This window comes from Brevundimonas sp. (genome assembly GCF_036405315.1).
Classification (GTDB): Bacteria; Pseudomonadota; Alphaproteobacteria; order Caulobacterales; family Caulobacteraceae; genus Brevundimonas.
The window spans coordinates 1-12640 of record NZ_DASWXW010000217.1; the positions used below are offsets into that span (position 1 = coordinate 1).

Below are 12640 nucleotides of genomic sequence, written 5' to 3' on the forward strand. Positions count from 1 at the left end.
GCGGCCTGCGAACGGCCCCAGAGCCACAGGGCCAGGGCCAGCATCAGGCCCGCGCCGAACAGCAAGGCGAGCGCGTCGGCGGTCTGGCGGCCATAGACCCAGGCCAGCCACAGGGCGGCGCCGTACATGGGGAAGGCCAGCAGGTTCCTGAGCGTCTCCATCCACGGCCCCGGCCTGGGCAGGCGGGCCAGCAGGCGCGGGCTGAGGCTGATCAGGACATAGGGCAGGGCCAGACCCAGGCCGAGCATCAGAAAGACCGCCAGGGCCATCGGCCAGGGCATCAGCAGGGCGGCGCCCAGGGCGAAGGCCATGAAGGGGGCGGTGCAGGGCGCGGCCACGACCACGGCCAGAACCCCGGTGAAGAAGGCGCCCGCCGCTCCCGGAAGACGCGCCAGCGGGCCGTGGCCCGCGCCCTGCAGGCCGGCGCCGACGTGGAAGACGCCCGACAGGTTCAGGGCCACCGCCAGCATCAGCAGCGACAGGGCCGCGACCACGCCGGGCGACTGCAGCTGGAAGCCCCAGCCCAGGGCCTGACCGCCCGCGCGCAGGGCCAGCAGCGCCCCGGCCAGGATCAGGAAGGTGGCCAGCACCCCGGCGAGGAAGGCCAGGCCGTCGCGGCGCGCCTCGGCCGGGTGGTGGGCCGAACGGCTCAGCGCCGCCGCCTTCATCGCCAGGATGGGGAAGACGCAGGGCATGAGGTTGAGGATCAGCCCGCCCAGCAGGGCGAACAGGGCGGCCTGCACGAAGGCGGCGAGGGTCGTGGCCGGGGCCGGGCCTTGCGCCGCCTCGCCGTCGCCGAGCATTCCCTCGCCCGTCGCGCCGGTCAGGGCCGGGCCCTGATCCGCGACAATTTCCCAGGCGCCGAGGTCGGTGGACAGGATGCCCGCGACCGGCCCTTTCAGACCATCGGCGGTCAGGCCGCGTCCGGGGGCGAGGCTAAGGGTCAGGCCCTGCGGACCGCGCTGGCCCGTCTGGGCGGCGGCGTGGTCGATGATCCCGCCCTCGAAGGGAAAGAAATAGGCCCATTTCGGCGCGGCGCCCGCCAGCGGTCCGCCGGTCGCGCTCAGGGTCAGCCGGCCGTCGGCGAAGGCGACGCGGGCCTCGATCCCGGCGGGGCGGGGGGCGGCGGCGACCACGTCCTGCACGGCCTGACCGTAACGCGGGTCCAGCGGCGCCGCGCCTTCGCGCACCGGCAGATTGAGGGCCAGGTCCAGGTCCTCGGGCACGCACATCTGGTCGCTGCAGACGTAGAAGTGGGCAGTAACGCGCAGGGAAAGGGTCTGGCCGGGGCGAGCGGAGGCAGGAACCCCGATCGGCACGGGCAGGAAGACCCTGTCCGAATAGCCGTAGTTCATCAGGCTTTGCAGCCGCTGTCGCTCCGGCAGGGGCCACAGAATGTCGCCAGCGACGACGCCGGCGGGCAGAGTCCAGGTCAGAGTGGTCGGGCCGCCGGAATCGCCGGGATTGCGCCAATAGGTGTGCCAGCCGGGCTGGATCGTCTGGCGCACGGCGACGACGGCGGTCGAGCCGGGCGCGGCCCAGGCGCTCATGGCGACCAGTTCGGCCTCGATCCGTTCGGTGCGCCGCGGCCCTGCGACGGCGACCGGGGCGGCGCCTGCCTTCAGCGCCGCGTCCAGGGCGGAGGGGGCGGCGGCGGCCGGGAGGGCGAAGGTCAGCCAGACGAGGAGGGCGGCGAGCAGGCGCAAGGGGCGAAGGACCAGACGGTTGATGGGCGGGCCGGACCTTAGCCGCCGCGCGCCGTCACAGCCACCGTCCCCTGAGGGTCGGCCACGGGACCGTCTGACGCAGCCCCTGTCGCAGCCCCGCGGGAAGGTCAGCGCCGGGGCTGGGCCTCGATCATCACCTCGGTGCGGCGACGCAGGGGATCGTTGACGCCGTTGACCACCGCGCCCTCGGCGCCGGCGGCGGCGACCTCGAAGGCGGGGGCGGGCAGGCCGACCCCGGCTAGGGCCTCGGCCACGGAGCGGGCGCGGCGCTCGGACAGGGACTGGTTCGACGCGGCCGTGCCGGTGCGGGCGTCGGCCAGGCCGAGGACCTGAACCCTGGTGATGTCGCAGCCCTGCAGCTGGGTCGCGGTCAGGCTGATGGCCTCGCGGGCGGCGACGGTCAGGCGCGCCTGATCCTGATCGAAATAGACCTCGAACCGTTTGGAGGCGCAGGCGGCGGGATTGCTGACCAGATCGCTGCGTTTCTTGTAGGCGCCGGGCGTGGAGCAGCCGGCCAGGATTGCGACAGTCAGGCCGCCGACGACGGCGGGGAGGATCGGTTTCATCAGTCAGCCCCTCGACAGAACGCCCAGCCCCGGGCGTGCAAGATCACGACAGCAGAAAGGGCGGCCCGCGTTCGCGGACCGCCCTCGAAACCTGACCCGAAAAGCCTCCGGGCGCCAGTCGTCTCAGTAGCGACGCTGACCGTTCTCCCAGTAGCACTCGGTCTGGCGGTTGTCGTAGCAGTAGTAGTAACGGCCCTGATTGTCGCGATAGCGTTGCTGGTTGGCGCGGTCCTGGTTCGAACCGCGGATGGCGCCGGCCGCGCCGCCCACCACGGCGCCGATGGCCGCGCCGGTCGCCGCGTTGCCGCCGCCGACATTATTGCCGATGATGGCCCCGGCCACCGCGCCGATGCCGGCGCCGATGGCGCCCTGACGCACGGTTTCGTTGCTGCCGCCGCCGTAATACGGGTCACTGGCGCAGGCGGTGACCAGAAGGCCGGCGCCGGCGATGGCGATGATCGCCTTGTTCATGGATCTGTCCTTCATCCCGAGGGGGCTCCCCTGAAGCTCAAAGAACGCAGCGCGAAGACGGCGGTTCCGGGGCGAGGACGACAAGCTTCACATTATTTCGTTCTAGGGCTCCGGTTCATCGGAACCCGGGCGTGAAACGAGGCGTTCGCCGCCCATGACCGACGTCCCACCCGATGCGGGCGCGCCCGCCGCCGACCCCGACACGCCCCGTCTTAGGCCTCACGCCGTGATGAAAAGGGTGACGATCCTGGTTAATCCCCTGTCCGGCGGGGTCGGGCCCCAGGCCGCGGACGAAGCCGAAGCCATCCTGTCCCTTTATGACTTCGAGGCGACGGTGGTCACGCTGGAGGGGGCGAAGATCCCCGAGCAGATCGCCGAGGCGCTGGAGGCTCGGCCCGACGTCCTGTTCGTCCTGGCCGGAGACGGCACGGCGCGGTCGGTGGCGACGCGGGCCGGGGCCGGAGGGCCCCTGATCGCGCCCCTGCCCGGCGGCACCATGAACATGCTGCCCAAGGCCCTCTACGGCACTGGCGACTGGAGGCTGGCCCTGCGCCGGGCGCTGGAGGAGGGCGAGCCCCAGGCCGTGTCGGGCGGAGTGGTTGAAGGCGAGGCCTTCTATTGCGCCGCCATTCTGGGCTCGCCCGCCCTGTGGGCCCCGGCGCGCGAGGCGATGCGGACCGGCAGGCTGAAGCTGGCCTGGATGCATGGGCGCCGGGCGTTGAAGCGGGCCTTCACCGGCCGCATCCGGTTCAGGCTGGACGGCGCGCCGCCGCGCCGGGCCGAGGCCCTGGTGCTGATCAGCCCGCTGATCTCTCGGGTCATGGAGGCGCCGGTGGGGCTGGAGGCGGCGGCCATGAATCCCTCCGACGCGGCCCAGGCCTTTCGGCTGGCGGCCCGCGCCCTGTTCGACGACTGGCGGCACGACCCCAATGTCACGACCCGGCCGGCGCGCTGGATCACCGTCTCGGCGCGCTCGAAGATTCCGGCGGTGATCGACGGCGAGCCCATGCTGCTGGGCCGCGACGCCAGCGTCAGCTTCCTGCCGCGCGCCTTCATGGCTCTGGCGCCCCGGTCGCCGGCGGCGGAGAGCGACCGCTGATGGGACGGGTGCTGCAATTCTCGGACGTGCATTTCGGCTGCGAGCATGTTCATGCGGTCGCCGCCGCCCTGGACTACGCCCATGCCGTGCCGAACGATCTGGTGCTGATCACCGGCGACATCACCCAGCGGGGGCTTCCGGCCGAATTCGCCGCGGCGGGGGCGTGGATCCGGGCCATGCCGCAGCCGGTCTTCGTCACCGTCGGCAATCACGACGTGCCCTATTGGGACGTGATGGCCCGGCTGTTCTGGCCGTGGCGAGCGTTTGAGCGCACGGTCGGCCATCCGGCCCACGATCATGAGTTCCGGCGCGGTCATCTGATGGTGCGCGGGGTCACGACGGCGCGCGGCTGGCAGGCTCGGGCCAACTGGTCCAAGGGGGTGATCGACCTGAACCAGACCCGCCGCGCCGCCGAGGCCCTGCGTCATGCGCCGATCGGGGCGCTGCGGATTCTCGCCTGCCACCATCCGCTGATCGAGATGATCGGCGCGCCGATGACCGGCGAGGTCAAGCGCGGCGACCGGGCCGCCCTGATCTTCGCCGAGGCGGGTGTGGACCTGATCACGACGGGCCATGTCCATGTGCCCTTCGCCCTTCCGGTGGATCTGGCGGGCGTCGATCTGTCGGATCGCTGTTCCTACGCTGTCGGTTGCGGGACCCTGTCGCACCGCGAGCGCGGGGCGCCGCCCAGCTTCAATCGGATCGATTGGGACGCGCGTGAGATTGTGGTGACGGCGGTGGTCTGGACCGGCAAGCGGTTCGAGGATCACCAGACCTGGCGGCTGCCGCGACGCCAGGATACGCGCCGGCTCGAGACGGCGCCCGATCCCTCGACGCCCGGCGAAATGGAGGCCGCGGTCGTCTGAGCTTCCGGTTTGCGCAAGAAAAAGGCCCCGGCGGCGCGCCGCCGGGGCCTTTCGGGCCGTTTTCAGACCCAGGTCAGATCCGCGGCCCGCGCCCGCGCATCCCGCCGACAACCAGCGAAACCACGAACAGGATGACCGCGATGATGGCGATGAATTTGGCGATCTCGAACGACATGCCCGAGATTCCGCCGAACCCGAGCACAGCGGCGACCAGGGCGATGATAAAGAAGATGATGGCCCAGCGAAGCATGGGTAGTCCTCCGGAAGGTTGTTGCGGAAGCAAAACCGTCGACCTTTGCCGTCGACCGTTCCACCTGGGCTAACAACGTCCCGAAGGCTTGACCGTTCCGCGCTTTATCGCCGGCGCGAGCGGCTCTTTTCGGTGAAGGCCGCCGCCACCATGGTGGCCAGGGCCGGGTTGCGCAGGAATATGAAGCCCCCGGCCAGGGCCGCCGCCGCGCCGAGGATCGGGCGTTCCTGGAACAGGTGGAAGGCGCGCATGCCCAGGCTTTCCGGCTCCTGGTCCTCTTCCTCCTCCTCGCCGTGCGCGCGGCGCACGAAGACCAGGGCGACGATCAGGGCGATGACGGCGAAGAGAGCCGAGGTGATGGCCGCCGCCGCCAGCGGGACGACGACGAGCGCCAGCAGATAATAGACCGTGGCGCCGAGGGCGACCATGGACACGAAGCCCGCGCCGGCGGCGACGAAGGTCGCGACCGCGCGATTGACCAGCCCCCGCCCGAACATCAGCGGCGACGACCGGCGATGAGCAGGCCCAGGACGAAGCCGACCCCCAGAGCGATGGCGGTGGACTGAACGGGGCGTTCCCGCACCCGCTCGACGACATAGCGTTGGGCTTCCTCGAAACGCTCGGCGGCGTCATCGTAATATTCGCGGCCGCGCACGCGGGCGTCGGCGTAATAGCCGCGCGCCTTTTCACGCAGTTCCTCGCCCTGCTCGCGCAGGCGGGCTTCGGCCTCGGCGGCCTTTTCCTTGAGGCGCTGCGTTTCCTCGCGCGCGCCCGTCTTCAGATCCTCCTTGAGGGTCTTCAGGTCGTTCTTGATGTCTTCCCGAGCCTTGGTCGTGGCCATGATGCGCGCTCCGCTGGGTGTGTAAGCTTGACGATTAAATAGAGAACCCCTGCCCCGAACGCCACACCGACGACCAAGGTTCCTGCAATGCAGCAATCCCCGGGCCCCGATGCAAGGCCTGGCGCACGCCCCTTCTGGCGTCGTCCGGAGCCTCGTCCTAGAACATGGGCATGACCCAATGGCTGTTCCCGCCCGCCCCGACGCCGTCCCTGCCCATTGTCGGCCCGGATGGCGACGATGACCGTCGTTTCCCGGTTCGCCGCATCCTGTGCGTCGGCCAGAACTACGCCGCCCACGCCCGCGAGATGGGGGCCGATCCGTCCAAGCCCGCGCCCTTCTTCTTTTCCAAGCCGGCCGACGCCCTGGTCGTGGACGGGGCCGATCCGGCCTATCCGTCGGCGACCGCCAACCTGCACCACGAGGTCGAACTGGTCTTGGCCGTGGGCGAAGGCGGGGCGATCGCGGGCTGGGCCGTCGGCGTCGATCTGACGCGGCGCGACCTGCAATCGGAGGCGAAGGCCAAGGGCCGGCCGTGGGAGGCGGGCAAGGCCTTCGACCAGTCGGCCCCCTGCGGCGCCCTGACCCTGGGCGCTCTGCCCGAGGCCGACGCGGCGATCACGCTCAAGGTCAACGGCGAGACGCGCCAGTCGGGCCGTCTGTCGGACATGATCTGGGACCCGGCCGGGATTCTGGCCAAGGCGGGCGAGCTGTGGATCCTGCAGCCCGGCGACCTGATCTTCACCGGCACGCCCGAGGGCGTCGGGCCGGTGGTTCCGGGCGACCGGGTCGAGGCGAGCATCGACGGTCTGGCCCCGCTCGCCTTCACGGTGCAGCCATGATCCTGCACGGCTATTGGCGCTCGGGCACCAGCTACCGCACCCGCATCGCCCTCAATCTGAAGGGGCTGGCCTATCGGACGGCGCCGGTCGACCTGCGCGCCGGCGAACAGAAGTCCGACGTCTATCTGGCGCTGAATCCGCAGGGGCTGGTCCCGGCGCTGGAGACCGACGACGGCCTGGTCCTGATCCAGAGCCCGGCCATTCTGGAGTGGCTGGAGGAGACCCATCCGACCCCGGCCCTGCTGCCGTCCTCGCCCGCCGAGCGCGCCTGCGTCCGGGCCATGGCCGCCCTGATCGGCTGCGACATCCATCCGCTGAACAATCTGCGGGTGCTGAAGGCGGTGCGCGACCTGGGCGCCGATCAGGCGGGCGTGGACGCCTGGGCCGGGCGCTGGATCCTCGACGGATTCGCCGCGCTGGAGGCCCTGGTGGTGCGTCACGGCGAGGGCTGGTGCTTCGGCGGGGCGCCCACCCTGGCGGATTGCTACCTGATTCCGCAGCTCTATTCGGCGCGGCGTTTCAACGTCGATCTGACCGCGTTTCCGCGCCTGCTGGAGATCGAAATGCGGGCGGAGGCCCATCCGACCTTCGTCGCGGCGCACCCGGACAATCAGCCGGATGCGGATTAAGCCTGTTCATTCACCAACGGCCTTGATTTCGGTCAATCTCCCTTAAGCTTTGGCGGCGAAGGTGGCGGCGTGAGATTCGCCGTCCCGCCTTCTCCGGCCGACCGGCTCGCCATCGCTGTGGTGACTGAGCCCGAACGGTCCCGACCGCTGCCTGCCGGCCAGCGGGAGGACGCCATGCGCCATCTGCTGCAGACGGCGGGCGACGCGGGCGTCGGCCTGGTCGCGACCCGTCCCGAGGGCGACGTCGAGCGCCTGCTGGGCCAGGCCTGGCCCTTCCCTTCGCCCTTCCGCGTCACCGTGCGCACCGTGCCCCTGATTGACGGCCTGGACCGGGTCGAGGCCCGCGCCCGCCGCTCGCTGGAACGCATGGGCCTGCCGCGCGGCGACGCCGTCCTGGTGCAGAACGCCGCTGATCTGGCCGGGGCCGAGGGTCGCGCCCTTTGGGCTCGCTTGACGGCGCTCAAGGAGCGCGGCGTCTTCCGCAAGATCGGCTTCGTCGCCACGGTCGAGGACGGTCCGGCCCTGCTGGCTCGTCGTTTCCAGCCCGACGTGGTGCAGGTCGCCTGCAATATCCTGGATCAGCGCGCGGCGCGCGGCGGGGTCATCGAGGATCTGGCCGCCCAGGGCGTCGAGGTGCATCTGGCCTCGGTCTTCGCGCAAGGCCTGCTGTTCGCCAACCGCGAGAGCCTGCCGCCCGAACTGGCGGCGCACGGCATGGCCCTGTCGCGCACGCGCCGGCGTCTGGCCGAGGCCCGCGTCGATCCGATGCAGGCGGCTCTGGCCTATGCGTTGAACCTGCCCGGCGTGGCCTCGGTGATCGCCAGCGTGGCCTCGGCGGCCGAACTGCGCGCCATCGTCGCCGCCTCGCACGCGGCCAAGCCCGACATCGACTGGGACGCCCTGGCCCTGGACGAGGCCCCCGCCGCCGTCGCCTCGCGCCTGCGCCTGCACGTCAGCAACGCCGCCTGATCCACAGGCGCGGCGGTCTTCTACGCCCACCTGTGCATGACCGCCGCCGTTCCCGCTTGAGGCGGGCGCCCCGATCCGTCAACTTGCGCGGCGTATGAACGCGCCCCTGTCCCATCCCCCGCAAGCCGATCTGAAGCCCGACCTCAAGGCGGATTCGGGCACCACGCCGGTCATGGCGCAGTTCCTGGCGGCCAAGGCCGATCAGCCGGACGCCATCCTCTTCTTCCGCATGGGCGACTTCTACGAATTGTTCTTCGACGACGCGGTGAAGGCGGCGGCGGCCCTGGGCATCACCCTGACCAAGCGCGGCAAGCATCAGGGCGAGGACATTCCCATGGCCGGGGTGCCGGTCCATGCCCTGGACGGCTATCTGGCGCGGCTGATCCGCATGGGCTTCAAGGTCGCCATCTGCGAGCAACTGGAAGCCCCCGCCGAGGCCAAGAAGCGCGGGCACAAGGCGGTGGTCCATCGCGGCGTGGTGCGGGTGGTGACGCCCGGCACCCTGACCGAGGACAGCCTGCTGGACGCGCGCGGGGCCAACCGTCTGGCGGCGGTGGCGATTCGCAAGGGCCGCGCCGCCGTGGCCGTGGTCGAGCTGTCGGCAGGGGCGGTGGACTCGGTGGCCTGCGACCTCGGCGATCTGGGCGCAACGCTGGCGGCTTTCCGTCCATCGGAGGTTCTGGTTCCCGACCGTCTGTTTTCGGACGAAACCCTGAAAGGGGCGTTGGACGGTTCCGGCGGCGTGGTTCAGGCCATGCCCCAGGCCCCGGCCGAGCCGGTCGGGGCGCGCGACCGGGTGCAGCGCCTCTATGGGGTTTCGGCGCTCGACGGCTTCGGCGCCTTCGAGGAGGCCGAGGTCTCGGCGCTAGGCCTGATCGCCGCCTATCTGGAGACGACGCAGGCCGGCAAGATCCCGGCCCTGGCACCGCCGCGCCGCTCGGGCGAGAGCGGCTTCCTGGCCATCGACCCGGCCACGCGCCTCAGCCTCGAGATCGACCGCACCCAGCGCGGCGAGCGCGACGGCTCCCTGCTGCACTGCATCGACCGCAGCGTCACCTCGGGCGGGGCGCGGGCGTTGGCGGAACGCATCTCGCGCCCCTTGCGCGATCCGGCGGCGATCAACGCCGGTCTGGACGCGGTCGAATGGCTGCTGGAGCGGCGCGACCTGCGCCGCGATCTGAGGGAAGGGCTGCGGTCCTCGGCCGACGTGGCGCGGGCCACCTCGCGGCTGGCGCTGGGACGCGGCGGGCCGCGCGATCTGGCGGCGGTCCGCTCGGGCCTGACGACGGCGCAGGCCCTGGCCGGCCTGTTCGCCGCCTCGACCCATGATCCTCTGGCCGGACCGCCGAGCCGGGTTCTGGCCTGTCTCGACCGGCTGACGCTGGACGCCGAGCTGTCGCATCTGCTGGCCGATCTGGTCGACGGCCTGATCGAGGAGCCGCCGCATCTGGCGCGCGACGGCGGCTTCGTGAACCCCGGGCACCGGCCCGAACTGGACGCCGCCCGCACCCTGCGCGACGACAGCCGCCGCGTGGTTGCGGACCTTGAGGCCCGCGCCGTGGCCGAGAGCGGCGTGGCCTTCAAGGTGCGCCACAACGCCGTGCTGGGCTATTTCCTCGAAGCCTCCGCGAAAGCCGCCGAGGGCCTGCTGCGCGCCGGTCCCGACAGCCCCTTCATCCACCGTCAGACCCTGGCCAATCAGGTCCGCTTCACCACGGTCGAGCTGTCGGAACTGGATGCGAAGATCAGCCAGGCCGGGCATCGCGCCCTGGCCATGGAGGGCGAAACCTTCGAGGCCTGGCGGCGCGAGGTCGCGCGGCTGGCTGGCGCATTGCAGGGCGTGGCCGAGGCCCTGGCCGAACTGGACGCCCACGCCGCGCTCGCGGAATGGGCCGAGGAGGTCGGCGCGGTCCGCCCCGTGGTCGACGACAGCCTGTGCTTCGACGTCGAGGCGGGGCGGCACCCGGTGGTCGAGGCGGCGGTGACGGCGCAGGGCGACCCCTATACCCCGAACAATTGTCGACTGGCGGGCGACGGCGCCGGGGCCTCGCGCCTGTCGATCGTGACGGGTCCGAACATGGCCGGCAAGTCGACCTTCCTGCGCCAGAACGCCCTGTTGGTGGTGCTGGCCCAGGCCGGGGCCTTCGTGCCGGCGCGCGCCATGCGGCTGGGCGTGGTCGACCGTCTGTTCAGCCGCGTCGGGGCCGGCGACGATCTGGCGCGCGGCCGCTCGACCTTCATGATGGAGATGGTCGAGACCGCCGCGATCCTGACCCAGGCGACGCCGCACAGCTTCGTCGTTCTGGACGAGATCGGTCGCGGCACGGCCACCTACGACGGCCTGGCCATCGCCTGGGCTACGGCCGAGGCCCTGCACGAGACCAACCGCGCCCGCACCCTGTTCGCCACCCACTACCACGAGCTGGCGCGGCTGGAGGAGCGGCTGGACCACGTCTGCAACCTGTCGATGAAGGCGCGCGAGTGGAACGGCGACCTGGTCTTCCTGCACGAGGCGGCGCCCGGCGCGGCCGACCGCTCCTACGGCGTGCAGGTGGCCCGCCTGGCGGGGGTGCCGGCCTCGGTCGTGGGCCGCGCCCGCGAGGTTCTGGAGCGGCTGGAGAGCGAGAAGACGGCGTCGACGCGCCTGGACGACCTGCCCCTGTTCGCCGCCGTGGCCGAGCCGCCGCCTGCCCCGATCAGCTCGGTGCTCGATGACGCCATGGCCAGCATCGACCCCGATGAGCTGACCCCGCGCGAGGCGTTGGAGGCGCTGTATCGTCTCAAGGGTCTGTCGCGCTCGTGACCCCTCCGGCGGCCCTTGATCCGCGTCTGGTTCAGGCCGCTTCGGCGTCCGACGCGCGCGCCGCCGTCACCGCCGTTTTGCGCGAGAGCTTCGCCATCGACCGCGCCCGCGTCGCCCGGCGTCTGGAAGGCGGGATCGACGGGGCCGAGGCGGCGCGACTCTACGCCGCCGCCGCGGATACGATGCTGACCAGCCTGTGGCGCATCGCGACCGAGGTCCTTTATCCGGCGCCGCAGGAGCGCCTCAGCCTGCTGGCGGTCGGCGGCTATGGGCGGGGCGTGCTGGCGCCCTTTTCCGATCTCGACCTGCTGTTCCTGCGCCCCGGCCAGACGGCGAGCGCCCGCGCTGCGGCGGTGATCGAATTCGTCCATTACGTGCTGTGGGATTTGGGTCTGAAGGTCGGCTCGGCCTCGCGTTCGGTCGGCGAAACCCTGGATCTGGCCCGCAGCGACATGACGGTGCGCACGACCTTGTTGGAAGCGCGGGTTCTGGTCGGCGACGCGGCGCTGGGCGAGAACCTGCTGCGGCGGTTTCGCGCCGAGGTGTCCAAGGCCGATCCTCGCCCCTTCATCGCCGCCAAGATGGAGGAGCGCGACCTTCGCCTGCAGAAGACCGGGGCGGTGCGCTACCGCGTCGAGCCCAATATCAAGGACGGCAAGGGCGGGCTTCGCGACCTGAACACCCTGTTCTGGATCGCCCGGTCGCTGGCGCCGGACAGCGAGCGCGGACAGGCGGCGCTTGAGGGCCTGTTGAGCGCGCGCGAACTGCGCAGCTTTCGCGAGGCCATCGGCTTTCTGTGGAGCGTGCGGATCCATCTGCATCTGGCGGCGGGTCGGGCCGAGGAGAAGCTGACCTTCGACTACCAGCCCGAGATCGCCCGGCGCATGGGCTGGCGCGGGCGCGGCGACGAACTGGCGGTCGAGCGCTTCATGCGCCGCTATTTCCAGGTGGCGCGCGAGGTCGGCGCCCTGACCCGCGCCGTCTCGGCCCAGCTGGAGGCGCGCCAGCAGAAGAAGGCGCAAGGTCTGGCGCGCGGCCTGTCGCGGCTGATCCCGCGTCGGCGCGCGAAACTGGCCTTCGACGGGCTGGCGATCGAGGGCGGGCGGCTGACGGTGACGGGCGGCGCGGTCTTCGCCCATGATCCGGTGCGGCTGCTGCTGCTGTTCGTCGAGGCCGACCGGCTGGATCTGGACCTGCACCCGGACGCCTTCGCCGCCGTGATCCGCGCCCTGCCCCTGGTGTCGCCGGCGCTGCGGCGCGACCCGCGCGCCGCCGAGGCCTTCCTGACGGTGCTGGCCCACGGGGCGCGGCCCTATCGCGTCCTGTCGATCATGAACGAGACGGGGCTGCTGGGCCGGTTCCTGCCTGAATGGGGCCGGATCGTCGGCCAGACGCAGTTCAACATGTATCACGCCTATACGGTGGACGAGCACACCCTGCAGGCGGTCGGGATCATCAACGACATCGCGCGCGGCAAGCTGGAGGCCGACCACCCGGCCTCGACCGCCATCATCCACCGGATCGCCGATATCGAGGCCCTGATGCTGGCCATGCTGCTGCACGACGTGGGCAAGGGCGGC

13 protein-coding genes are annotated in these 12640 nt (G+C 71.3%); 7 read left to right on the forward strand and 6 right to left on the reverse strand.

Annotation, left to right across the window (positions count from 1 at the left end; all coding sequences use genetic code 11):
• From VGE49_RS13220 to VGE49_RS13230, 3 genes are all read right to left on the reverse strand, one after another.
• Positions 1-1706, reverse strand: a 1706-nt coding sequence (locus VGE49_RS13220) for a protein-disulfide reductase DsbD domain-containing protein (RefSeq protein ID WP_331035003.1), incomplete at its 3' end; no start/stop codon positions are given.
• A 128-nt stretch (positions 1707-1834) separates the two neighbouring features.
• Positions 1835-2293, reverse strand: coding sequence for an OmpA family protein (locus VGE49_RS13225; protein WP_331035004.1), 459 nt, complete (start codon positions 2291-2293; stop codon positions 1835-1837).
• Positions 2294-2416: 123 nt separating this feature from the next.
• On the reverse strand, positions 2417-2764 hold the full coding sequence (locus VGE49_RS13230) for a YMGG-like glycine zipper-containing protein (protein WP_331035005.1): 348 nt from the start codon (positions 2762-2764) through the stop codon (positions 2417-2419).
• A gap of 154 nt (positions 2765-2918) precedes the next feature.
• Here VGE49_RS13230 and VGE49_RS13235 point away from each other — a divergent pair, with 154 nt between their 5' ends.
• Together VGE49_RS13235 and VGE49_RS13240 are read left to right on the forward strand one after the other, a co-directional pair.
• Complete coding sequence (locus VGE49_RS13235; protein ID WP_331035006.1) at positions 2919-3863, forward strand: diacylglycerol/lipid kinase family protein; 945 nt, start codon at positions 2919-2921, stop codon at positions 3861-3863.
• Positions 3863-4729, forward strand: a complete 867-nt coding sequence (locus tag VGE49_RS13240; RefSeq protein WP_331035007.1) for a metallophosphoesterase family protein — start codon at positions 3863-3865, stop codon at positions 4727-4729. The genes VGE49_RS13235 and VGE49_RS13240 overlap by 1 nt, the downstream gene beginning before the upstream one ends.
• A 73-nt stretch (positions 4730-4802) precedes the next feature.
• On the opposite strand, the gene VGE49_RS13245 is transcribed toward VGE49_RS13240, so the two are convergent.
• The 3 genes from VGE49_RS13245 to VGE49_RS13255 form a co-directional block, all read right to left on the reverse strand.
• On the reverse strand, positions 4803-4979 hold the full coding sequence (locus VGE49_RS13245) for a DUF1328 domain-containing protein (protein ID WP_200165181.1): 177 nt from the start codon (positions 4977-4979) through the stop codon (positions 4803-4805).
• A gap of 104 nt (positions 4980-5083) precedes the next feature.
• Complete coding sequence (locus VGE49_RS13250; protein ID WP_331035008.1) at positions 5084-5476, reverse strand: hypothetical protein; 393 nt, start codon at positions 5474-5476, stop codon at positions 5084-5086.
• Entirely contained in the window at positions 5476-5820 is a 345-nt protein-coding gene (locus VGE49_RS13255; RefSeq protein WP_331035009.1) for an ElaB/YgaM/YqjD family protein, read from the reverse strand. Before VGE49_RS13255 ends, VGE49_RS13250 begins: the two co-directional genes overlap by 1 nt.
• A 170-nt stretch (positions 5821-5990) precedes the next feature.
• Here VGE49_RS13255 and VGE49_RS13260 point away from each other — a divergent pair, with 170 nt between their 5' ends.
• The 5 genes from VGE49_RS13260 to glnD form a co-directional block, all read left to right on the forward strand.
• Positions 5991-6659, forward strand: a complete 669-nt coding sequence (locus tag VGE49_RS13260) for a fumarylacetoacetate hydrolase family protein (RefSeq protein ID WP_331035010.1) — start codon at positions 5991-5993, stop codon at positions 6657-6659.
• On the forward strand, positions 6656-7288 hold the full coding sequence (gene maiA, locus VGE49_RS13265; RefSeq protein ID WP_331035011.1) for a maleylacetoacetate isomerase: 633 nt from the start codon (positions 6656-6658) through the stop codon (positions 7286-7288). The genes VGE49_RS13260 and maiA overlap by 4 nt, the downstream gene beginning before the upstream one ends.
• Before the next feature lie 69 nt (positions 7289-7357).
• Positions 7358-8257, forward strand: a complete 900-nt coding sequence (locus VGE49_RS13270) for an aldo/keto reductase (RefSeq protein ID WP_331035012.1) — start codon at positions 7358-7360, stop codon at positions 8255-8257.
• A gap of 94 nt (positions 8258-8351) precedes the next feature.
• Complete coding sequence (gene mutS, locus VGE49_RS13275) at positions 8352-11060, forward strand: DNA mismatch repair protein MutS (RefSeq protein WP_331035013.1); 2709 nt, start codon at positions 8352-8354, stop codon at positions 11058-11060.
• Positions 11057-12640, forward strand: a 1584-nt coding sequence (glnD, locus tag VGE49_RS13280) for a [protein-PII] uridylyltransferase (protein ID WP_331035014.1), incomplete at its 3' end; no start/stop codon positions are given. The genes mutS and glnD, both read left to right, overlap by 4 nt.